General features: G+C 70.7%; 22 protein-coding genes. 5 read left to right on the top strand and 17 right to left on the bottom strand.

Translation table 11 applies throughout. From position 1 onward, the window contains the following. Positions 1-23: 23 nt before the first annotated feature. Positions 24-1,184: an acyl-CoA dehydrogenase family protein gene (locus I8E28_RS19445; protein WP_200789874.1), complete on the bottom strand. Its 1,161-nt coding sequence runs from the start codon at positions 1,182-1,184 to the stop codon at positions 24-26. 13 nt (positions 1,185-1,197) lie between these two features. After that, positions 1,198-2,826 (bottom strand): carboxyl transferase domain-containing protein, encoded by a 1,629-nt coding sequence (locus I8E28_RS19450; protein WP_200789875.1) that lies wholly within the window; start codon positions 2,824-2,826, stop codon positions 1,198-1,200. A 166-nt stretch (positions 2,827-2,992) separates the two neighbouring features. Between I8E28_RS19450 and I8E28_RS19455 the strand changes: the two genes are divergently transcribed. Continuing rightward, positions 2,993-4,036 (top strand): AraC family transcriptional regulator, encoded by a 1,044-nt coding sequence (locus I8E28_RS19455; protein ID WP_200789876.1) that lies wholly within the window; start codon positions 2,993-2,995, stop codon positions 4,034-4,036. Positions 4,037-4,190: 154 nt separating this feature from the next. Here the strand turns inward: I8E28_RS19455 and I8E28_RS19460 are convergent, their stop codons facing one another. From I8E28_RS19460 to I8E28_RS19480, 5 genes are all read right to left on the bottom strand, one after another. Continuing rightward, positions 4,191-4,760, bottom strand: coding sequence for a GNAT family N-acetyltransferase (locus I8E28_RS19460; RefSeq protein ID WP_200789877.1), 570 nt, complete (start codon positions 4,758-4,760; stop codon positions 4,191-4,193). A 220-nt stretch (positions 4,761-4,980) separates the two neighbouring features. Continuing rightward, a complete protein-coding gene (locus I8E28_RS19465; protein ID WP_200789878.1) occupies positions 4,981-5,700 on the bottom strand; it encodes an outer membrane lipoprotein in 720 nt (239 codons plus the stop codon). A 158-nt stretch (positions 5,701-5,858) separates the two neighbouring features. Further along, positions 5,859-6,425, bottom strand: coding sequence for a cytochrome b (locus I8E28_RS19470; protein WP_200789879.1), 567 nt, complete (start codon positions 6,423-6,425; stop codon positions 5,859-5,861). A gap of 9 nt (positions 6,426-6,434) precedes the next feature. After that, positions 6,435-6,764 (bottom strand): hypothetical protein, encoded by a 330-nt coding sequence (locus tag I8E28_RS19475; RefSeq protein WP_200789880.1) that lies wholly within the window; start codon positions 6,762-6,764, stop codon positions 6,435-6,437. Beyond that, positions 6,751-7,578, bottom strand: a complete 828-nt coding sequence (locus tag I8E28_RS19480) for a hypothetical protein (protein ID WP_207794034.1) — start codon at positions 7,576-7,578, stop codon at positions 6,751-6,753. The genes I8E28_RS19475 and I8E28_RS19480 overlap by 14 nt, the downstream gene beginning before the upstream one ends. Before the next feature lie 165 nt (positions 7,579-7,743). Here I8E28_RS19480 and I8E28_RS19485 point away from each other — a divergent pair, with 165 nt between their 5' ends. Next, on the top strand, positions 7,744-8,403 hold the full coding sequence (locus I8E28_RS19485; RefSeq protein ID WP_200789881.1) for a lysozyme inhibitor LprI family protein: 660 nt from the start codon (positions 7,744-7,746) through the stop codon (positions 8,401-8,403). A gap of 7 nt (positions 8,404-8,410) precedes the next feature. Here the strand turns inward: I8E28_RS19485 and I8E28_RS19490 are convergent, their stop codons facing one another. From I8E28_RS19490 to I8E28_RS19510, 5 genes are all read right to left on the bottom strand, one after another. Further along, positions 8,411-10,156, bottom strand: a complete 1,746-nt coding sequence (locus I8E28_RS19490) for a sensor domain-containing diguanylate cyclase (protein ID WP_200789882.1) — start codon at positions 10,154-10,156, stop codon at positions 8,411-8,413. 9 nt (positions 10,157-10,165) lie between these two features. Next, positions 10,166-11,005: a phosphate/phosphite/phosphonate ABC transporter substrate-binding protein gene (locus I8E28_RS19495; protein WP_200789883.1), complete on the bottom strand. Its 840-nt coding sequence runs from the start codon at positions 11,003-11,005 to the stop codon at positions 10,166-10,168. Positions 11,006-11,594: 589 nt separating this feature from the next. Further along, complete coding sequence (locus tag I8E28_RS19500) at positions 11,595-12,140, bottom strand: metalloprotease family protein (protein ID WP_200789884.1); 546 nt, start codon at positions 12,138-12,140, stop codon at positions 11,595-11,597. After that, complete coding sequence (locus I8E28_RS19505) at positions 12,137-13,768, bottom strand: long-chain fatty acid--CoA ligase (RefSeq protein ID WP_200789885.1); 1,632 nt, start codon at positions 13,766-13,768, stop codon at positions 12,137-12,139. Before I8E28_RS19505 ends, I8E28_RS19500 begins: the two co-directional genes overlap by 4 nt. Positions 13,769-13,835: 67 nt before the next feature. Then, positions 13,836-14,375, bottom strand: coding sequence for a GNAT family N-acetyltransferase (locus I8E28_RS19510; protein ID WP_200789886.1), 540 nt, complete (start codon positions 14,373-14,375; stop codon positions 13,836-13,838). 159 nt (positions 14,376-14,534) lie between these two features. On the opposite strand from I8E28_RS19510, the gene I8E28_RS19515 reads away from it, so the two are divergent. After that, positions 14,535-14,744: a hypothetical protein gene (locus tag I8E28_RS19515; protein WP_200789887.1), complete on the top strand. Its 210-nt coding sequence runs from the start codon at positions 14,535-14,537 to the stop codon at positions 14,742-14,744. Between the two features lie 11 nt (positions 14,745-14,755). Then, positions 14,756-14,977 carry a hypothetical protein gene (locus I8E28_RS19520; RefSeq protein WP_200789888.1) on the top strand — a complete coding sequence of 74 codons (222 nt, stop codon included), beginning with the start codon at positions 14,756-14,758 and terminating at the stop codon, positions 14,975-14,977. Here the strand turns inward: I8E28_RS19520 and hutF are convergent. Genes hutF through hutC form a run of 5 tightly spaced genes read right to left on the bottom strand, consistent with a single transcriptional unit; the run spans position 14,974 to position 19,489 of the window. Further along, positions 14,974-16,194 carry a formimidoylglutamate deiminase gene (hutF, locus tag I8E28_RS19525; protein ID WP_200789889.1) on the bottom strand — a complete coding sequence of 407 codons (1,221 nt, stop codon included), beginning with the start codon at positions 16,192-16,194 and terminating at the stop codon, positions 14,974-14,976. The genes I8E28_RS19520 and hutF overlap by 4 nt on opposite strands. A 16-nt stretch (positions 16,195-16,210) precedes the next feature. After that, the gene (gene hutG / locus I8E28_RS19530; protein ID WP_200789890.1) at positions 16,211-17,008 is read right to left on the bottom strand and encodes an N-formylglutamate deformylase; all 798 of its coding nucleotides are present in this window, start codon (positions 17,006-17,008) and stop codon (positions 16,211-16,213) included. Beyond that, positions 17,005-18,216 carry an imidazolonepropionase gene (gene hutI / locus I8E28_RS19535; RefSeq protein ID WP_200789891.1) on the bottom strand — a complete coding sequence of 404 codons (1,212 nt, stop codon included), beginning with the start codon at positions 18,214-18,216 and terminating at the stop codon, positions 17,005-17,007. Before hutI ends, hutG begins: the two co-directional genes overlap by 4 nt. After that, the gene (locus tag I8E28_RS19540; protein WP_200789892.1) at positions 18,213-18,782 is read right to left on the bottom strand and encodes a HutD/Ves family protein; all 570 of its coding nucleotides are present in this window, start codon (positions 18,780-18,782) and stop codon (positions 18,213-18,215) included. Before I8E28_RS19540 ends, hutI begins: the two co-directional genes overlap by 4 nt. Next, the gene (hutC, locus tag I8E28_RS19545) at positions 18,779-19,489 is read right to left on the bottom strand and encodes a histidine utilization repressor (RefSeq protein ID WP_200789893.1); all 711 of its coding nucleotides are present in this window, start codon (positions 19,487-19,489) and stop codon (positions 18,779-18,781) included. Before hutC ends, I8E28_RS19540 begins: the two co-directional genes overlap by 4 nt. A gap of 90 nt (positions 19,490-19,579) precedes the next feature. Here hutC and hutU point away from each other — a divergent pair, with 90 nt between their 5' ends. Continuing rightward, the gene (gene hutU, locus I8E28_RS19550) at positions 19,580-21,283 is read left to right on the top strand and encodes a urocanate hydratase (RefSeq protein ID WP_200789894.1); all 1,704 of its coding nucleotides are present in this window, start codon (positions 19,580-19,582) and stop codon (positions 21,281-21,283) included. Positions 21,284-21,331: the final 48 nt, after the last annotated feature.

Consider the following 21,331-nt stretch of genomic DNA (forward strand, 5'->3'; position numbering starts at 1 on the left):
ATCCTTCCGGTCTTGCCAGGCACTCAGTAGCGCTTGGCCACTTCTTCCAACATGACTTCCGTCGCGCCGCCGCCGATGGCCAGGATGCGTGCGTCGCGCCACAACCGCTCGATCGCCGTCTCGCGGATGTAGCCCATGCCGCCATGGAACTGCTGGCAGGTGTGCACCACCTCGTTGACCAGCTCGCCCGTGAGCGCCTTGAGCATCGACACGTCCTGCACGATGTCGTGCCCTTGCGTGACGCGCCAGGCGCAGTGGTACATGAACTGGCGCGCGGCCTGCGTCTTGGCGTCCAGCATCGACAGCCGCTGGCGGATCACCTGCTGGTTCCACAGCGGGCCACCGAAGGCCTGCCGCTGGCGCACGTAATCCAGCGTGAGCCGCAGCGCCTGCTGGCAGTGGCCCACCGCCATCGCCGCCAGTGCGATGCGCTCGGTCTGGAAGTTCTTCATCACCGAGTAGAAGCCCTTGCCCTCCTCGCCCAGCAGGTTGGCTGCGGGGATGCGGACGTTGTCGAGCACCAGTTCGGCGGTGTCGCTGGACAGCCAGCCGGTTTTCTTCAGCGCCCGGCCGACGGAGAAGCCCGGCGTGCCCTTCTCGACGATGAACATCGAGACCTCGCGCTTGCCCGGCCCCGACTTCGCGGCGATGAAGTACAGGTCGGCATGCACGCCATTGGTGATGAACATCTTGGTGCCGTTGAGCACCCAGTCACCGGTGGCGGCATCGCGCTTGGCGGTCGTGCGGATGCCCGCCACGTCGCTGCCGGCGCCCGGCTCGGTGATGCCGACCGCGCAGATCGTCTCGCCGGCGATGACCTGCCGCAGGTACTTGTCCTTCTGCGCGGCGTTGCCGGCGTGGTGCAGGTGCGGGCTGGCCATGTCGGTGTGGACCAGCACGGTGATGATGAAGCCGGCGAACGTCGACTGCGACAGCGCCTCGGCGAACACCAGGTTGGTCATCGCGTCGGCCTCGGCGCCGCCATACGCCGACTCATACATCAGCCCGAACAGCCCGGCCTGGCCCATCCGCTTGAGCACCTCGCGCGGCACGAAGCCCTGCTCCTCCCACGCGGCCGCGTGCGGCTCCACCTCGCGCGCGACGAAGCGCAGCACCTGCTCGCGCAGCGCGCGGTGCTCGGGCGTGTCGTAGATCGTGGGTTGGTCGAGGGCGGAAGTGGTCATCGCGTCCTCGCCATCACATCCGGAACACGCCGAACTTCGGCTCGCCGATCGGCGCGTTGAGCGCGGCCGACAGGCCCAGCGCCAGCACGCGGCGCGTGTCGGCGGGATCGATGACGCCGTCGTCCCACAGGCGCGCGCTGGCGTAGTACGGGTGCGACTGGTGCGCGAACTGGTCCAGCAGCGGCTGCTTGAACTTCTGCTCCTCGTCCGCCGACCAGCTGCCGCCCCTGGCTTCGATGCCGTCGCGCTTGACGGTGGCCAGCACGCTGGCGGCCTGCTCGCCGCCCATCACCGAGATGCGCGCGTTGGGCCACATCCAGAGGAAGCGCGGCGAGTACGCGCGGCCGCACATGCCGTAGTTGCCGGCGCCGAAGCTGCCGCCGATGATCACGGTGAACTTCGGCACGCTGGCCGTGGCGACCGCGGTCACCATCTTCGCGCCGTGGCGCGCGATGCCTTCGTTCTCGTACTTCTTGCCGACCATGAAGCCGGTGATGTTCTGCAGGAACACCAGCGGCACCTTGCGCTGGCAGCACAGTTCGATGAAGTGCGCACCCTTCTGCGCCGACTCGCTGTACAGGATGCCGTTGTTGCCGATGATGCCGACGGGCATGCCTTCGATGTGCGCGAAGCCGCACACCAGCGTGGTCGACGAGCCGCCGGGCGTGCCGCCCCAGCGCGACTTGAATTCGTGGAACTCGCTGCCGTCGACGATCCGGGCAATCACTTCCCGCACGTCGTAGGGCTTGCGCACCTCGGTCGGGATGACGCCCCACAGTTCCTTGGGGTCGTACTTGGGGGGCCGCGGCTCGCGCAGTTCGACCGGCGGCACCTTCTCGCGATTCAGGCTGCCGATGGCCTGGCGCGCCAGCGCCAGCGCGTGCATGTCGTTCTGCGCCAGGTGGTCGGCGACGCCGGACAGGCGCGTGTGCACGTCGCCCCCGCCCAGTTCCTCGCCGCTGACGATCTCGCCCGTGGCCGCCTTCACCAGCGGCGGGCCGCCCAGGAAGATGGTGCCCTGGTTCTTCACGATGATCGTCTCGTCGCTCATCGCCGGCACGTACGCGCCGCCGGCTGTGCACGAACCCATGACCACCGCGATCTGCGCGATGCCCTGCGCGGACATGTTGGCCTGGTTGAAGAAGATGCGGCCGAAGTGGTCGCGGTCCGGGAACACGTCGTCCTGGTTCGGCAGGTTGGCGCCGCCCGAGTCGACCAGGTAGATGCACGGCAGGCGGTTCTGCATCGCGATCTCCTGCGCGCGCAGGTGCTTCTTCACCGTCATCGGGTAGTAGGTGCCGCCCTTCACCGTGGCGTCGTTGCACACGACCATCACGTCGCGGCCGTTCACGCGCCCGATGCCGGCGATGACGCCGGCGCACGGCGCGTCGCCGTTGTACATGCCGTGCGCGGCCAGCGGTGCGAGTTCCAGGAACGGCGTGCCGGGATCGAGCAGGTTGGCGACGCGATCACGCGGCAGCAGCTTGCCGCGCGCGGTGTGCTTGGCGCGCGCCGCTTCGCCGCCGCCCCGCGCGGCCTTGGCCAGCTGCTGCTGCAGGTCGTCGACGAGGCTGCGCATCACCTCGGCATTGGCCTGGAACTCGGCCGAGCGCGGATTGAGTTGGGATTGGAGGACGGACATGCGTGTGGAACCTTGCGCGCCGACTGTCGCAGCGCCGGAGGGCGTGGGCAACGGAGGGAACCCGCGCCGAGGCACCGGCCGCGCTGCTGCGGCGAAGCCGCCAGCGTAGGCACGGGCGCGGCGCAGCGGCTGCCCGCGGGGTTGCAAATCCTGCCACACTCGTGGCATGCCGCGCGCCGCCCGGACCGCCCCGTCCCGCACCCCCGCCGCCGTCACGCCGGTCGCCTTCGCTCAAGCGATGGTGGCTGCGTACGGGCGCGCGGGCCGGTCACCGGATGGAGCCTTGCGAGCGGCACAGATCACGCCAGCGCAACTGCGCCCCGTCGACGGCCGCATGACGGCCCGCCAGATGGAACTGCTGTCCGCGACCGCGATGCAGGAGCTCGACGATGAAGGCCTCGGCGCGTTCTCGCGGGCGCTGCCCTGGGGCAGCTACGGCCTGCTCGCCCGCGGTTCGCTGACCGCGCCGAATCTCGGCGTCGCGCTGAAGCGTTGGTGCCGCCACCACGGCCTGCTTGCGCCCGACCTGCGCCTGTCGGTGCGAGAGGAGGCCGGCGTGGCCGCCGTCGTGTTGGAAGAGCTGCAACCGCTCACGGCCGAAGTGCGCGAGCTGTCGCTCGCCTTCATCCTGCGCAACGTGCACGGGCTGGCCTGCTGGTACGTCGACTCGCGCATTCCGCTGCTCGGCGCCACGTTCCCGTTCGCCGCGCCGACCCACGCCGACGCGTACGCGCACATGTTCCCCGGTGGCCCGCTCGCCTTCGAGCCGGGCCATGTCGCGTCACTGCGCTTCGACGCCCAGTACCTCGCGCTGCCGCTGCGTCGCGACGAGAAGGCGCTGACGCAGCTGCTGCGCCAACGCGCGCTGCAACTGACGGTCCTGCAATACCGCCGCGACCGCCTGCTGGTGCCCCAGGTCCGGCAAGCGCTCGTCGCGCATCCCCATCGCGCCCACAGCGCCGACGCGCTCGCCACGCTGCTGCACGTGTCGACCCGCACGCTGCACCGCCAGTTGAAGGAGGAAGGCGCGAGCCTGCAGCAGTTGAAGGACGAGGTGCGGCTCGAACGCGCGCGGGACCTCCTGCTGCGCACTGCGCAGCCCGTCAAGCAGGTCGCGGCAGCCGTCGGTTTCCGCAATGAAAAGAGCTTCGCCCGTGCGTTCCGGCAGTGGACGGGGCAGGCGCCAGGGGAATTCCGCGCCGCGGCGTGAGTGCGGCCGTGACCGGCCTGCAGGACCTCCAAACGCAGAGAGCGCAGAGCAAGCGCAGAGAACGCAGAAGAGACAAAGAACATTGTTGTTCTTGTTCTGGGACCTCTGCGCTTGCTCTGCGTCCTCTGCGTTTGGGAGTCCGCCTTCCTGCGCGCTACGCGTTTGGCACCCGCCGCGCAGGCCACTCGGGCGCAAGCAGGCCGTAGAAGGCGGTGTCGGACAGTTCGCCGTTGACGATCCAGCGTTCGCGCAACAGGCCTTCGCGCTGGAAGCCGTGGCGCTCCAGGACGCGCGCGGACGCGGTGTTGCGGGGGTCGATGTCGGCTTCGATGCGGTGCAGGCCCAGTTCGCCGAAGCCCCACGCGATCAGGGCACCGGTCGCTTCGTGGGCGTAGCCGTGGCCCCAGGCATCGCGGCGCAGCGAGTAGCCGATCTCCGCGCGGCGCTGGCCCGCCATCAACTTGAACAGGCAGCAGTCGCCCACGACGCGGCCGTCCTCGACGCGCTCGATGCCCAGTTGCACGTAATCGCCCTTGCGCATCGCTTCGACGTCGCGCGCGATCTTCTCGCGAGCCTTGTCGATGCTGGTCCACGCGGGCGCGCTCAGGAACCGCACGACCTCCGGATCGCCCCGGATCACCATCAGCGCGGCGGCGTCGCCGTCCCCGAGCGCGCGCAGGCGCAGGCGGGGCGTGGTGAGAACGAGTTGGTCGAAGGCGGGCATGGGGGGACTCTAGCAACCGCCGTTTGTCATTCCGGCGAACGCCGGAATCCATGCGGGGCTGGCGCCCGTTGGCGTGGATTGCGGGTCAAGCCCGCAATGACAAACTCCATCCTTCTGCGTCCTCTGCGCTTGCTCTGCGACCTCTGCGTTCGGGAGTCCGCCTTCAGCAAAAGAAAGGGCCGCCCGAAGGCGGCCCTTGCGCTGCGCAAACAGGGAAGGCTTAGTTGCCCGCCACGCGCAGGCCGGACGAATCCACGTGCACCCTGGTGCCGGCATTCATAGGCTCGGCCTGGCGCACGGTGCGCACGCTGCCGTCTTCCATGCGGACCTGCACGTCGTACACGGTGCTGGAACGCACGCGCTTCTCGACTTCGTTGCCGGCCAGGGCGCCGCCGATGGCGCCGACGACCGTCATGGCCTTCTTGCCGTTGCCGCCGCCGACCTGGTTGCCCAGCAGGCCGCCAGCGACCGCGCCGCCGATCACACCGACACCGGAGCCTTCGCCCTTGATGGTGACCGGCTGCACGGACATGACCGTGCCGCAGGTGGTGCAGATGGCACGTGCGGGCGCTTGCGCGACCTGTTGCGGTGCGGGTTGCGCCGCGGGCTTCGGCGCCGGCTTCTTCGCCGGGGCGGGCTTGTGGGCCGGCGCGGGCGCCTGCGCGCTCTGCTGGGGTTGCGGCTGCGCCTGCAGGTTCATCGGCTTGTCGTTGACCGGCGTGCCGTCGGCGGGCGCCATCGAGGGCAGCGCGGACGCCTGTTGCACCGGCGCGGGAGCGGGCTGGCTGGACATCGACTTCGTCACCAGCGCGCCGGCGAGTGCGGCCACGGCGACGGCGAGCACGCCGACGGCGATCCAGAGCGCCTTGGGCGTGGAGGAGGAGGCTGCTTGCGGCTCGGCGCCGGACGGCAGGCCATGGGAGGAGAGGACGGTGGCCATGTGGGGCTCCTTTCTTGTCGTGTTCGCGTATTAAACGGCCGAGTTCCTGAACGGCGGACGAACGAGCTCGACCAGGTTGTGACCGGTCGTTTCGGGACGGGCGCCGGACGTGAAGCAATTCACGCCAAAACGGGCGTGCAGGCCTTTGGGGCCGTGGTTCAGGCGTCCGCGCGCGGGTCGCGCCGGCGGCCCGGCAGCATCGACAGCAGAACGCCGTCACGCAGGACGAAGTGGTGGACCAGCGCGGCGACAGCATGCAACCCGGCGAGCCACAGCATGGCCGTGCCGAGCCAGCCGTGCAGTTCCGAGATCGAGTGCCCCAACGCGCGGTCCGGCTCGATCCAGGGCGCGATGCGCACGCCGGCGAGCAGCGTCAACGGATGTCCTTCGAGCCAGGTGCCGGCGATCGCCGTCAGCGGCACCGCGAACAGCGCGACATACAACAGGCCATGCAGCATGGCGGCGAACCACGCGAGCCAGCGCGGCATCGCCGGCGGCTCGGGCCGTGGGTCGCCGATGCGCCACACGAGGTGCGCGACCGACAGCAGCAGCACCGCCATCCCGATCGTCTCGTGCCATTGGCGCTGCGACGGCGGCGTGCGAGGCCCTTCGGGGCTGAGCAGCCAGGCGGCGAGCACCAGCACCGCGATCGCCCAGTGGAAGGCTTGCGCCAACGCGCCGTAGCGCAGCGGCGGCTCGGTCGGCGCGGGGGCGACGGGGTGCATGCCGTTCTTTCAGCGGGCCGTGTCGCCAGGCCGCACGCGCACCTTGCGCGCCACGCCATCGGGGCCGAACAGCACCAGCAGTTCCGGCTGCGTGGTCCGCGGCGGCCGCGCGCGGTACAGCCAGATCTCCAGGCCGCCGTCGAACTTCAGCGTCTCGGGCTCCCCGAGCGCCGACGCCAGCTCGGCCTTCGTCGTGCGCCCCGGCACGACCTGCTGCGCGGCAGCCGCGACGTCCAGCCGCGTGTCGCGGAACATCGGCTTGTCGGGCAGCCCCGGTTGCAGCGCCGCGCAGCCGCCGAGCAGCAAGGCGCCGGCGAGGACGACGTCAACGCGGCGCATCGGGCGCATCCATGAAGTCGAACACCACCAGCGTGTCGTGCGGCCAGCTCGTGTCGGCCAGTGGCAGGAAGTAGGTGCGGTCGACCAGCATCTCGCAGTCGCAGAACGGCAGGTCCTGCCGCAGCCCGGGGTCGTCGAACGCGCCGGCCCACAGGCGACCGGCAGGCAGCTGCTCGCGCCGGTTGCCGGCCACGAGCGTCACGCCGAACAGCGGCTTGTCGGCGAAGAACAGGTACTCGTTGTTCTTGCGGTTGCAGTACGCGGGCGTGGTGTCCAGCTTGTCGTACAGCCGCACGATCCACGACGGGCTGTTCGACACCAGCGCCGCCTCCATGCCGACCTGGCATTCCAGGCGCAGGTCGCCCAGCCGGCGCGTGTTGGACGGCAGCCCCGGCGTGCGCACGTCCGCGCGCCAGGTCATGGTGAGCCTGCGCCGGTTCGGCGACACGACCGCGTCCGCCGCTTCGGCGCGCCGATCGCGCGGCAGCGTGAACGTGCGATCCGGCGCGACGTCGATCGGGATCTCGATGTCGCGCGCCAGGATCGCCAGCTCCAGGTCCTGCAGGTTCACGCCCGGCTTGCGCTGCAGGACGCGGAAGCGCAGCGTGGCGGTCGGCGCCATCGTCGGCCGCTGCCGCTCGAACAGGTCCATGCCGCGCAGCATCTTGCGGTACGACTTCTCGACCGAGTCGCGCTGCGAGTTGCCCGACACGTCGACCGACGGGAGCGCCGCCTTGTCCTGCGCCACGGCCGGCGCGAGCGGCAGCGCGCACGAGGCGGCGATGGCGAAGAGGAACGCGACAGGACGGCTCATCGTGGCTCAGCCTAGCGAGGGTGGGGGCGAATGCGCGTCGGCCGGCATCGCGTCTTCCTGACGGTGCGTTCACGCATCCGACGGTCACCGCCGCAGCAAAGTGTCAACGCGACCGCTCGGGTGGCGGTGCGCGAACTACGCTTGGACGAGCCTTCCGGGGACCGCATGGACCCGTACCTCGCCAACCTCAACTTCGATCCGCCGAAACACTCGTCGGAGCTGGCCCTCGGCCTGCTGCCGGCGCTGGTGCTGAACGCGCTGTTCTTCGGCGTGGTGCTGCTGGGCGCGCAGCCCGAGCTGCAGCAGCCGGGCAGCAGCCCCACGATGTCCGGCGACACGTCCTCGCTCACGCGCGAGATGGGCGGCCCGCCGGCGCCGGCAGAGGCCACGCCCCCCGCGGCGCAGCAGTCCACGACGGCGCCGGCCCAACCGATCCGCCAGGCACCGGCAGCGCGCGCACCGGTCACGTCGACCCAGGTGGCGAAAGTGGAAGCGAAACCGGCCGCCGCCCGTCCGGCACCCGCGGCGCCGCGCGTCTCGCCGAGCTTCGACTGCGGTCGCGCGCGGCTGAAGACCGAGAAGCTCATCTGCGGCGACGCCGAACTGTCGCAGCTGGATCGCGACCTCGGCCGCCTCTACGCGCAGGCGAAGGCGGCGGCGCCGGACCGTTCCGCGTTCCAGCGCGAGAGCGATCGCGCCTGGGCGCGCCGCGAAGCGGAGTGCAGCGACAAGGGCTGTCTCGAGCGCTGGTACGCGGAACGCCGCGCGCAACTGCAGGCCGACCTCGCCGGGCGGCGGCAGGCGACGGGCAATCCTTCGCGCTGAGCGCTTCTCAGGACGTGAACGGCACCGTCACGCTGGGCGGTGCGCTTTCGCCGTCGCCTTCCGGCGGGATGCTGGGCAGCGCGGGCCCGGCGTCGACGAACCGCACGGGGCGACGCGTGCGCGGCGACATCGACTCCAGCGTCTCGGCCAGCTTGCGCATCGCGACCGACGACGCGTACACACCGTCGCCGAGCACCAGGCAGGCGACGTGGAATTGCAGCGGCACGCGGAAGCTGCTGCCGGCCGACTGGATCAGGCCGGAAGCGACCAGCCGCACCATGCGCTCCTGCAGTTCCTCGCGCGAGCGCATGCCTTCGAGCACCACCGCGAAGCGGCCGGTGGCGACGCGGCCGGCGGGATCGGATTCGCGCACCACGCGGTGCAGCTTGATGACGGCGCGCAGCAGGCAGTGCTCGGCCATCGAGTCGCCATAGGCCTTTCGGATCGCGGGCAGGTTGACCACATCGATCAGCGCGACGGCCGCGTGCTCGCGGCGCATCAGCGCGCCAGCCACGACGCGATCGAGCTGCGCGGTGAAGGCGGCTTCGGACAGCAGGCCGGTCAGCGCGTCCTGCTGCGTCATCGGCAGCACGCGCGTTTCGATGCGCTGCCAGGACCGCGTGCGCGCACCCAGCGCCAGCAGCAGCAGCGGCACGGCGAGCGCGGCGCTCGCCGCGCTCGCGTCCAGCGTCAGCCAGGTGGCCGCGATGAACCCGTGCATGCGCAGGACGGCCGTCAGCACGACGAGCACCAGCGGCACGTACGCGACCAGCACCCAGCTGCCCACCGGGTCGCCGTGGCGCCAGCGCGCGCGGGCGGCGAGCACCAGGCCGGCCACGGCGCCGGAGATCAGCGCCGCGGACACCACGATTCGCTCGACCTCCGGCGGGAAGAGCCGGTAGACGACGGACGCGGCGACGATCGCCCACCCCAGGACCTTCGCCGCCTTCGACCAGAGCGGATCGCGCGTGGGCGTGGCGCACAGGTGCTCGAGGAACAGGACGTGGATGCCGGCCAGCAGCACGGGCAAGGCGCCCTGCGCCGTGTCGGTCCATCCGGGCGACGCGTTCCACAGCAGGTGGCCCGTGACGCCGGTGACGGTGGCGATGGCCAGCGTCATCGTCGCCGCATACAGCGCATAGAGCACGCGGACGGTCTCGCGCAGCGTCCATGCATGCAGGACGCACGCGCCGGTGAGCAGCAGCAGCGAGCCGAGCACGATGCCGATGCCCAGGTACTCGACCTGCCGCTGCTGCATGGCGTCGGTAGCCGGCAGCACGCGCAGGTCGAAGCCGATCGGGTCGGCGTGCCGCACGCGCAGGTACACGGTGCGGGCCGCGCCGGTGGCCGGCGCAATGGAAAAACTCGCGTAGCGGCCGGGGCGGTCCCACCCGCTCACGGCAAGGTGGTCGCCCGCCGCCTGCGCCTGCCACGCGCCGGACGCGTCGCGCTGGTACAGCACGACGTCGTCGAGCAGCGGCACGGTGATGTCCAGGTCCAGCGCCTGGTGGGCCGGGGCCGGGATGCGCACTCGCAGCCAGGCGGTGCGACCCGGGGCCACCGGGAGGACCTGCCGCGGCGCCATCGGCTGGAAGTGCCCGCGCGCGACCGCGCGGGCGAGATCAGCGGACGTGCCCTGCTCGATCCACGCAGCCTGGTCCAGCGGCAGGCCGTCGGCTTGCGCGGCGGGTGCGACCAGGCACAGCAACGCCGCGACGACGCGCACCAGCCACTGCAACACACCCGCGGGCATGGACGCCGCTCAGACGCCGAGCCAGCCGCCGATGCCGGCGAGCACCTGCTCGTCGAACTCCTCGAAGCCCTGCACGCCCAGCGGCTCCAGGCGCTTCTTGCCGGACTCGGTGGTCGCCAGGCCCGCGAAGTAGCTGCGCAGCTGCGCCAGTTGCGTGCCGTTGACGGCCTTGCTGCTGGCGAGCAGCTGCTTGATCGGCACCGGCTTGCTGCGGGCGAGCACCTTGCCGCCCTTGTCCTGCCACGATTTCACGACGGCGCCCGATGCGGTCACGCCACTGTCGGCCATGCCGTGTTCGACCATGAAGGGCACCGCGTCCTGGTAGCGCACGTAGGTGATCTGCGGCAGCTGGCCCCCCAGCGCCTCGCGCAGCGTGGCGCGCGCGATGACGGAGGTGACCGAGTCCTCGTCCGGCGCGCCCACGCGCGCGGCGCGCAGGTCGGTCACGGACTTCAGCGTGTTGGTGCCCGCGACCAGGAAGCTGGCGCGGTATTCGGTGTAGCCCTTGGTCAGGCCGACCAGGTGGTAGCCGCCGCCCTTGAGCGCCCGGATCGCGTGGTGCGCGGGGTGCACCCAGGCGATGTCGAACTGCTGCGCCCCCAGGCCGGCGACCAGCTGCTTGTAGTCGGGCACGCCGACCACGCGCACCGGGCGCTTGAGCAGCTTCTGCAGGTCTTCCTGCACGTCGTGGAAGCGCTCGGCCAGCGGCTTGGTGCTCGTGGCGTAGGTGACGCCCTCGTTGACGGCGAACACCAGCCCGCCTTCGGCGCGGACGGGCAGGGCCTGCGCCAAGCCGGCCAGGCCGGCGGCGGCGATCAGGTCACGGCGCGTGACCTTGGTCGATTGCATCGGAAACTCCTCCTCGTTGTGGGTGGCCCGGTGGGCCCCCTGCGATCTTCGCCGCCGGAAGGCGTTTCGCCCCGTGTTGGCATGCTACCGGTCGGGCGGATGCGTCCGTTTATCGCGGAGGCGTGGCTTGCGAACGTCGCGCACCGCGCACTGTCGGCTGCGCGACAGTGTTGGTTGTCAGTGTGGCAACGCAGGCCGTCCTTCCCGCGCCGGACTTGTCATTCCCGCGCCATCCTTGTCATTCCGGCGGAAGCCGGAATCCATGCTCGTGCGACCCTGGTGCTGCTCGCGCGAGCCGGCGAGCGCATCAGGCGGTGCCTGCCGGGTCCTCATGCTCCGTCTCTCCGTTGCGCGGCCTCTCGCTGGCGCGAGCGCCTCTGCGAACAGTCGCGCTGTGCTTGGCGGGCGCGGGGCCGCGGGGTCCGAACTCGCCTTTGGCACTCCGCAGGGTTTGCCCAACGGACTGCATCTCGGCGCGAGCCCGGGCCACGCGGCGACGTGTCATGGCCTACGAGCATGGATTCCGGCGTTCATGGATTCCGGCGTTCGCCGGAATGACGATAGCCTGCGCGGGACGCCGAGGTGCTCGCTAGGACCCGCCCGCCGCTGTCTCCACGATCTCGCAGCCGACGCGAACCGGATGGTCCTTGACCGGCGTCATGGGCGGAACGCCGCGCAGGGTGGCGATCACGAGGAAGTCGCCGCCAGCGACGAGAAGCATTGCGGTGCCCCAAACGGTCAGGCCCGCGGAGCCGGTCGCGAGGCCGCTGGCCGCGGGCAGGGCACCCAGCACCACGCCCGGTGCCGCGGCGCCGATGCGGTACGCCTTGGCGTGCATCGGATCGATGGCATGGGCGTACGGCATCAGCGCGCCCCAGTTCACGCCGAACTTGAAGCGTGGGCGCGGCTTGGCGCTGGCCAGGTACCACGCGATCGCATGGATCGCCTCGTGCGCGATCACCGATGCGACGAACACGGCCAACACCAGCAGCCAGTGGACACCCTTCATCGCCATCCACGGGTTCGTGCCCCAGAGCACGTAGTAGGGGACGAGCACCAGGGCCGCGAGCGCCGCGCTGACCGGGATGCTCCAGAGCGTCGCCTGGTTCGCGGAGAGGGTGCGGTCGGCGCTCACCGGGCGAACCGCTCCCGCAGCTTCAGCTTCCAGAACTTGCCGGTCGACGTGCGCGGCACCGCGTCCAGCCATTCGTAGCGGTCGGGCAGCTGCCACTTGGCGAAGCCCCGCTGCAGCAGGTGCGCGTTCAACTGCTCCGCCGTGACGTCCTGGTCCTTCTTCCTCACCACGCAGGCGAGCGGCCGCTCGCCCCACTTCTCGTCGGGGATCGCGATGACGGCTGCTTCGGCGATGGCGGGGTGCGCCATCACCGCGTTCTCGAGGTCGACGGAGCTGATCCACTCGCCGCCCGACTTGATCAGGTCCTTGGTGCGGTCGGTGATCCTGACGAAGCCGAGCGCATCGACGCTCGCGACGTCGCCGGTGCGCAGCCAGCCGTCGGCGGTGAACTTCTCGCGCTCCACGGGCACGGCGTGGTACGAGCCGGTGATGAACGGACCGCGCACCTGGATCTCGCCGACCGCCCTGCCGTCCCACGGCTGGTCCTCGCCGTCGTCGCCGCGCACGCGCAGGTCCACCAGCGGCACGGGCACGCCCGCGAGCGATGCGCGCCGGTAGCGCTCGTCCATGTCGGCGCCCTCCAGCTCCGCGCGCGGGTACGAGATCGTGCAGACGGGAGAGGTCTCGGTCATGCCCCAGCCCTGCAGGATCCAGACGCCGTGCTTGTGGAACGCGCGGATCAACGACTCGGGCACCGGCGCGCCGCCGACCAGCGAGCGCATGCCCGCGGGCAGCTTCCAGCGCCCCTTGTTCGGCGAGCCGTCCGCGAGCGACGCTTCGTACGCCTGGATCAGCGTCATCCAGATCGTCGGCACGCCCAGCGCCAGCGTGGGCGGCACTTCGGTGACCAGGTCGAGCAGGTCGTCGGGATGCAGGTGCGGGCCGGGGAACACGATCTTCACGCCCAGCATCACGGCGCCGTACGGCATGCCCCAGCTGTTGGCGTGGAACATCGGCGTGACCGGCAGCACGCAGTCGGTGCCGCGCAGGCCCCAGAAGTCCGACAGGCTGGCGACCAGCGTGTGCAGCACCGTGGATCGGTGCGAGTACACGACGCCCTTGGGCCGCCCCGTCGTGCCCGACGTGTAGCACATGGCCACCGGATCGTTCTCGTCGTGCGGCGCGTACTCGAAGCCTTCGGGATCCGCATCGGCCAGCAGCGCTTCGTAGTCGGTGAACCCCGCCGGCACCTTCGCTCCGCTGAACGGGACCACGATCACCTCCTCGAACCCGTGGAGCGCGGCGAACTTCTCGTACAGCGGCAGCAGCACGTCGTCGACGACGAGGAAGCGGTCGTTCGCGTGCCCGGCGATCCAGCCGATCTCGTCCGGGGCGAGCCGCAGGTTCAGCGTGTGCATCACGCCGCCGGCGGCCGGGATGCCGAAGTAGCACTCCAGGTGCGCGTGGTGGTTCCAGCAGAGCGTGGCGACGCGGTCGCCCTTCTGCAGCCCCAGCTTCTGCAACGCGCTGGCGAGCGAGCGCGCGCGGCGATGGAAGTCGCCGTAGGTGTGCCGCCGCAACGACTTGTCCGGCAGCCGCGAGACGATCTCGTTGCCGGCGAACAGCTGGCCCGCGCGCTCGAGCAGGTGGTTGAGCGACAGCGGGATCGGCATCATGGTGGACTGCATGGCGGCACCTCCTGGCGCGACCACTGTAGGCCGCGGCCCCGGCGGCGCGGCTGGGGAAGACCCCGAGTCAGCCCTCGCGGCCGAAGAACCGCGCACTTCCCTCCACCACACCGGCACGCGCATGGAACACGGCATCACGGCGCGCATCGAGGTGCTTGCACAACTTCACCAGCAGGCCCATTTCGGCGCTGTACTCGGTGCCGGTCACGACGTAGCCGGCCTTCAGCTTGGCGATCAGCACCGCGGCGTTGGCGGTGCGATGGTGCGACTCGACGCGCAGGCACTGCAGCGCGCGCGCTTCCTCCTCGATCGCGGCGACCAGTCGCGTGTACACGCCTTGCCGGCGGTATTCCGGATGCACGGCGGAATTGCCGACGTACAGCAGTCCGCCGGGCGCGAGGAAGGCGTGGCTCCAGCCGACCAGGCGCTCGCCGTCGAAGGCGCCGACGCGCACCTGCCTCGCGCCGGAGGGCGGCGGCGTCTGCGCGGGCCCGAACAGGCGCTGCATGACCTCCTGCCGGTCCGGGTCGTGCAGCAGCTGGTTCAGCAGCGCCGTGAACTCGGGCTCGGCGAACTTCTCGACGGTGCGCAGCGCGATCTCAGCCATGGCGGGATCATGCCAGCGGAGCCGCCTCCTGCGAGACATGGCCGGGCTGCCGGCCCCATCGTGCGAAGGCACACACAGGCGCGACCGGTCTGTACGCCAACGCACCGACGGCAGCCGGCGGCACGCCTACCTTGTGGCCACCTCGAAAGGAGGTGCGCCATGCCCCGATCCCTCCTCGCGTCGCTCGCCACGGCCTGCATCGTCACCGCGGGTTGCGGGGGCGGCGCCGCGCCGCTGCCCGGCGATGCCGTCGACCTCGGGGGCGGCCTGGCCATGACCGCCGATGGCGCCATCCTGGGTGCGCTGCCCCTGGGGGCACCGCCCAGCCACATCGACGCACCGCCGGCGGTTTCCGCGGCGGTGCCCTGAAGGAGCCAGACATGCATTTCTCCCCGCATCTCCCGCACGGCACGTCCGCCTGGATCCTGGCGGTGGCGCTCGTCGCGGCCGCGGCGATCGCGATGATCGCCGGAACTGACGCGGTGTCCGTCATCGACGACCTCTCGGCCGCTGCCTCCGATCCCGCCGTTGCTGCGCCGCCCGATTTCCTCGCCGCCGGCCAGGGCGAATGGGAGCGCCTGACCGGCGCGCGCGGGCGCTAGGCGGAGAAGATCGCTTCGTCGAGCGACGGCGCGCCCAGCACCTGCCAGCGCGCGGGCGCGCCCGCCTGCAATGCGCAAGGCGTCCCGCAAGCCGCGACGGCGCCGCCCACCGCGCCGTCGAACAGCACTTCGCCCGTGCTCTCGCGCCCCGCGGCGCGCGCGGCGACGTTGCGCTGCCGGTGCACCAGGCGCTGCGAGTACTCGAGCAGCCGCAGTTCCTCGCGCCAGTCGCGGCCCACGTGGCTGTCGCTGCCGATCGACCAGCGGCCACCCAGCTGCAGCCAGGTGCGCAGGTCGAACACGCCGTCGCCGAGGTTCGCCTCCGTCGTCGGGCACAGCACGATGGAGGCCAGCGCGTCGCGCACGCCGCGCAGTTCGTCCGCAGTTGCCTGCGTCGCGTGGACGAGGTTCCAGTGCGCGTCGACCGGCATGCGGTCCAGCAGCCATTCGATCGGCCGCTTGCCATGGTGGGCGAGGCAGTCGTCGACTTCACGCTGCTGCTCGGCGACGTGGATGTGGATCGGCCAGCCCGCGCGATTCGCCGCCTGCACCGCTTCGCGCATCGCGCCTTCGTCGACCGCGCGCAGCGAATGCAAGGCCAGGCCCGCGTCGATGCCAGGCAGGCGCAGCGCGTTGACCTGCCCGGCGATGTGCAGCACCGACGCCGGCGTGCTGGCGAAGCGGCGCTGGTCGTCGCGCAGCCCCGGGGCACCGAAACCCGATCGCATGTACAGCGTCGGCAGCAGCGTGAGCCCGATGCCGGCCGCCCGCGCCGCGCGCACCAGCGCCATCGGCATCGCGAGCGGGTCCGCGTACGGCCTGCCGTCGACGTCGTTGTGCACGTAGTGGAATTCGCAGACGTGGCCGTAGCCGCTGACGGCAAGTTCGCGATAGAGCTGCGTCGCGATGCGTTCCAGGTCCGCCGGCGTGACCGACAGCGCGACGCGGTACATGCGATCGCGCCAGCTCCAGAAATCGTCCTGCTCCCCGACCGGGCTGCGCTCCGTCAGCCCCGCGATGGCACGCTGGAACGCGTGGCTGTGGGCGTTGACGAGAGCGGGGACGACGGGCCCGTCGATCGCTTCGGCGCCTGCGCGTTGGTCGGGCGGGCAGTTGGCGGTGACCTCGGACCATCGGCCGCCAGCGTCGGAGACGAGCAGGACGTCGTCGGCCCAGGCGCCGTCGATCCAGGCTCTTGGCGTGAAGAGACGCACCATCGCTTCCGCCTTCGATTCACTTCCCATGCAGCGACAGCGCCGCCTCAAGCGCCGCCTCCACCATCCCCCGGACCACGGGCTGGATACGCGCCGCCTTCGCGTCGTCCCAGTCGTAGGGCGCTTCCTCGCGCATGTACGTCTTCTGCACCATCTCCAGCTGCACCGCGTGCACGTGCTCGGCCGGGCGGCCGTAGTGGCGCGTGATGTAGCCGCCCTTGAAGCGGCCGTTGACCACGTGGCTGACGCCCCCCGCCTGCGCGGCGCGCGCGACGGCGTCGGTGATCGACGCATCGGCGCTGGCGCCGTTCGCCGTGCCGATGTTCAGGTCGGGCAGCACGCCCTCGAACAGCCAGGGGATCTCGCTGCGGATGCTGTGGGCGTCCCACAGCACGACGAAGCCGTGCTGCGCCTTCAGGCGATCGAGCTCGCCGCGCAAGGCGTCGTGGTACGGCTGCCAGTACTGCGCGCGGCGTTGCAGCCGCTGGCCGGGCGACGGCGCCGCACCGTCCACGTGCAGCGGATCGCCGCTGAAGAAGCGCGTCGGGCACAGCTCGGTGTTCGACGCGCCCGGGTACATCGGCTGGTCGTCCGGCGGCCGGTTCAGGTCGATCACGTAGCGCGAGTGCACCGGCTGCAGCACGCTGGCGCCGAGCTCGTGCGCGAACGCATAGAGCCGGTCCAGGTGCCAGTCGGTGTCCTCCACCTCCAGCGCCCGCGGCACGTAGTGCGCACGCAGGTCCTGCGGGATTTCGGTCCCCATGTGCGGAATGCTGACCAGCAGGGGCACCGTGCCCTGGCGCAAGCGGAACGTCATCGGACCTGTCCTTCCACGACGGTCGCCAGCCGCGGGCTGGCGCCGAAGGCATAACTCAATTCGGCGGGATGCTTCACGTCCCACACCACGAAGTCGGCGCAGCGGCCGGTCGACAGCACGCCGCGATCGTCCAGCCCCAGCGCCTGCGCCGCATGGCGCGTCGCACCCGCCAGCGCTTCTTCGGGCGTGAGGCGGAACAGCGTGCACGCCATGTTCAGCATCAACAGCAGCGACGTGCACGGCGAGGTGCCCGGATTGCAGTCGGTGGACACGGCCATCGGCACGCCGTGCCGGCGCAGCAACTCGATCGGCGGCACCCTGGTGTCGCGCAGGAAATAGAACGCGCCCGGCAGCAGCACCGCGACCGTCCCCGATCGCGCCATCGCGCGCGCGCCGTCTTCGGACAGCCACTCCAGGTGGTCGCAGCTGAGCGCGCGGTACGACGCCGCCAGCTGCGTGCCCGCGCTGTCACTCAACTGCTCGGCGTGCAGCTTGACGGGCAGGCCGAGCGCCTTCGCCGCATCGAACACGCGCCGGGTCTGCTCGACCGAGAAGCCGATGCGCTCGCAGAACGCGTCGACCGCGTCGACCAGGCCCGCGCCGTGCAACGCCGGCAGCATGCGCACGACCTCGTCGATGTACGCATCCGAATGGCCCGCGTACTCGGGCGGCAAGGCATGCGCGCCCAGGAACGTCGTCCGCACGCTGACGCCTTCCGCCTGGCCGAGACGGCGCGCGACACGCAGGCACTTGGCCTCGGCTTCCTCGCTCAGCCCGTAACCGGACTTGATCTCCACCGTCGTCACGCCGTCCTGCATCAGCGCGCGCAGACGGCGGCGTGCCTGCGCCAGCAGTTCGTCCTCGCTCGCCTCGCGCGTGGCCTTCACGGTCGACACGATGCCGCCGCCGGCGCGCGCGATGTCCTCGTAGCTGGCGCCCTGCAGGCGCAGCTCGAATTCGCGCGCGCGGTCACCGCCCCAGACCAGGTGCGTGTGGCAGTCGATGAGGCCCGGCGTGATAAGCGCGCCGCCGACGTCGTGCTCGATGGCGCCGCGCCGCCACGCTTCGGGCAGTTCGGCATGCGGCCCGACCCATGCGATGGTGCCGCCCTCGACGGCGATGCAGGCCTGGTCGATCAAGCCGTAAGGCGCCGGCGCGCCCGGCAGCATGGTCGCGACGCGGGCGTTGCACCACACCTGCGCCGTCATGGCCGCACCTCCATCCAGAACGCGTCCTCCCCGCGGACGTTGCCGTGCGCGCGCCAGGTGCGGTGCTGCCACGCCAGATGGCGCGGCGGGATGTCCACTTCCTGTTCCAGCGTGACGATGCGTGCGGGCTTCGAGTGCGCATACACGGCGATGATCGCTTCGCCGGTGGCATGGAAGGTGAAGTCGCCGGGCACGCGCACGAGGCGGCCCTTGCCGGGTTCGGTCATCAGGTTGAGGTCGCGCGTCGGCCCGCCAATCAGGTCGCAATCGACTTGCATGTCGCCGCTGAAGCGGAACGCGGGGCTGTCCGTGCCGAGGCGCTGCTCGCCGGCTCCCACGCGCAGCGCGACGCCGTCGCCTTCGAGCACGGCGAACCAGCGCTCGACACCGGGGAAGGCGGAGAACGGCCCCGCCTTTCCGACGTCGGCGACCGACACGCGCGCCTTCCACACCTGGCCCGCGGGCCAGACCAGCAATTCACGCGTCGTGCCGCCGCCATTGCGCCACGGCTGCGCCGCGGCGGCATCGAGGCCCACCAGCTGCCATTCGTGCAGGAAAGTGGTCATGCCTGGAACTGCCCGCTGAAGCTGTAGCGCGATGCCGGATGCAATTGACGCGCGACGCTGGCCACGTGCGCGCCGCTGACGGTGCGCCGCACCATCACCAGGCAGGGCTCGCCGGCCTTGATCTCCAGCGCCTGCGCTTCGTGCGGCGCGGGCAGGCAGGCCTCGATCGTGTAGCTGGCTTCGGTGAGCGGCGCGTGCTGGATCAGGTGCGCGGTGGGCGACGTCTTCGTGAAGTCGGTGTCGAGGTAGGCCGGTGCCGCGGCAGGGTTGACGTAGCGGTCCTCGTACTGGATCGGCACGCCGCTTTCCAGGTGCACCAGCACCGTGTGGAACACGCGGGCTCCCTTGCGCAGCGCGAGGGTCGCCGCCAGTTCGGCACCCGCCTTCTCCTGTGCGATGGTCACCACACGCGTGCCGGGCACGTGGCCTCGCTCGGCGATCTCGACGTGGATATCACGGATGACCAGCTGCGAGCTGATGCGGTGCAGCTGCGCCACCTTGGTGCCCGAGCCTTGCGTACGCGTGACCAGCCCTTCGGTGGCCAGTTCGCGCAGCGCGCGGTGCGCCGTCATGCGGCTGACGGCGAAGCGATCCATCAGCACGGCCTCGCTGGGCACCGGGTCGCCGGGGCGCCATTCGCCGCTGCTGATGTGCTGGCGGATCCAGTCCTTGACCTGCTCGTACGCAGGCTTGTCTTCCCGGGCCATGGCGCGGAGGATATCCGCATTGACACGGCTTGTATAGACAACTATCCTGCCGCGAATTTCGATGCTTGTATAGACAACTTGGGAGCCGCCATGTCCGACCTCTCGCAAGCCCCCCGCCTGGCCGGCCCGCGCCCCGTCAGTGCGCCGCGCGGCACCGACCTGCACTGCGCCGACTGGCAGATCGAAGCGGCCTACCGGATGATCCAGAACAACCTGGACCCCGCCGTCGCCGAGAACCCGGACGCCCTGGTCGTCTACGGCGGCATCGGCAAGGCGGCGCGCAACTGGCCCGCGTTCGAAGCCATCCTGGAGTCGCTGCGCCAGCTGCAGCCCGACGAGACGCTGCTGGTGCAGTCGGGCAAGCCGGTCGGCGTGTTCCGCACCCACGCCGGTGCCCCGCGCGTGCTGATCGCCAACTCCAACCTCGTTCCCAGGTGGGCGACGTGGGAGCACTTCAACGAGCTCGATCGCAAGGGCCTGATGATGTTCGGCCAGATGACCGCCGGCAGCTGGATCTACATCGGCACCCAGGGCATCGTGCAGGGCACGTACGAGACCTTCGTCGAGGCGGGCCGCCAGCATTTCGGCGGCGACCTCGCCGGCCGGTGGGTGCTCACCGCGGGCCTGGGTGGCATGGGCGGCGCGCAGCCGCTGGCTGCTTCATTCGCCGGCGCGTGCTCGCTCAACATCGAGTGCCAGCAGTCGCGCATCGACTTCCGCCTGCGGACCAGGTACCTGGACAAGCAGGCCAGGGACCTGGACGAAGCGCTGGCGCTGATCCAGCACCACACCAGCCGCAAGGAAGCGGTGTCCATCGGCCTGTGCGGCAACGCGGCCGAAATCGTTCCGGAACTGGTGAAGCGGGCCAAGGCGGGCGGCCCCAGGCCGGACATCGTCACCGACCAGACCTCGGCGCACGACATCATCAACGGCTACCTGCCCATCGGCTGGTCCGTCGAGCAGTGGCAGGCCGCGCAGAAGGATCCCGCGCAACATGCGACGTTGAAGCAGGCCGCGGGCGAGTCGTGCGCGCAGCACGTGCGCGCGATGCTGGCCTTCCACGCGATGGGCATCCCGACGGTCGACTACGGCAACAACCTGCGCCAGGTCGCCTTCGACTTCGGCGTGCAGGACGCATTCGCGTATCCGGGCTTCGTGCCGGCGTACATCCGTCCGCTGTTCTGCCGCGGCGTCGGCCCGTTCCGCTGGGTCGCGCTGTCCGGCGACCCCGAGGACATCCGCAAGACCGACGCCAGGATGAAGGAGCTGTTCCCCGAAAACAAGCACCTGCACCGCTGGCTCGACATGGCCGGTGAGCGCATCAGCTTCCAGGGCCTGCCGGCGCGCATCTGCTGGATCGGCCTGGGCGACCGCGACAAGGCGGGCCTGGCGTTCAACGAGATGGTGCGCACCGGCGAACTGAAGGCGCCGATCGTCATCGGCCGCGACCACCTGGACAGCGGCTCGGTCGCGTCGCCCAACCGCGAGACGGAGGCGATGCAGGACGGCAGCGACGCGGTCAGCGACTGGCCGTTGCTGAACGCGCTGCTCAACACCGCCAGCGGCGCCAGCTGGGTGAGCCTGCACCACGGCGGCGGCGTCGGCATGGGCTACTCGCAGCATGCGGGCGTCGTGATGGTGTGCGACGGCACGAAGGAAGCCGACGAGAAGATCCGCCGCGTGCTGTGGAACGACCCGGCCACGGGCGTGATGCGCCATGCGGATGCCGGTTACGACCTCGCGGTGGAGTGCGCGAAGGAGCATGGCTTGAAGTTGCCGATGGTGGGGAAGTGAACGACACCTTCGTCATCCGCGCGGAGGCGGGGATCCATCGCTTCCATG

The organism is Ramlibacter algicola, assembly GCF_016641735.1.
GTDB classification, from domain to species: Bacteria; Pseudomonadota; Gammaproteobacteria; order Burkholderiales; family Burkholderiaceae_C; genus Ramlibacter; species Ramlibacter algicola.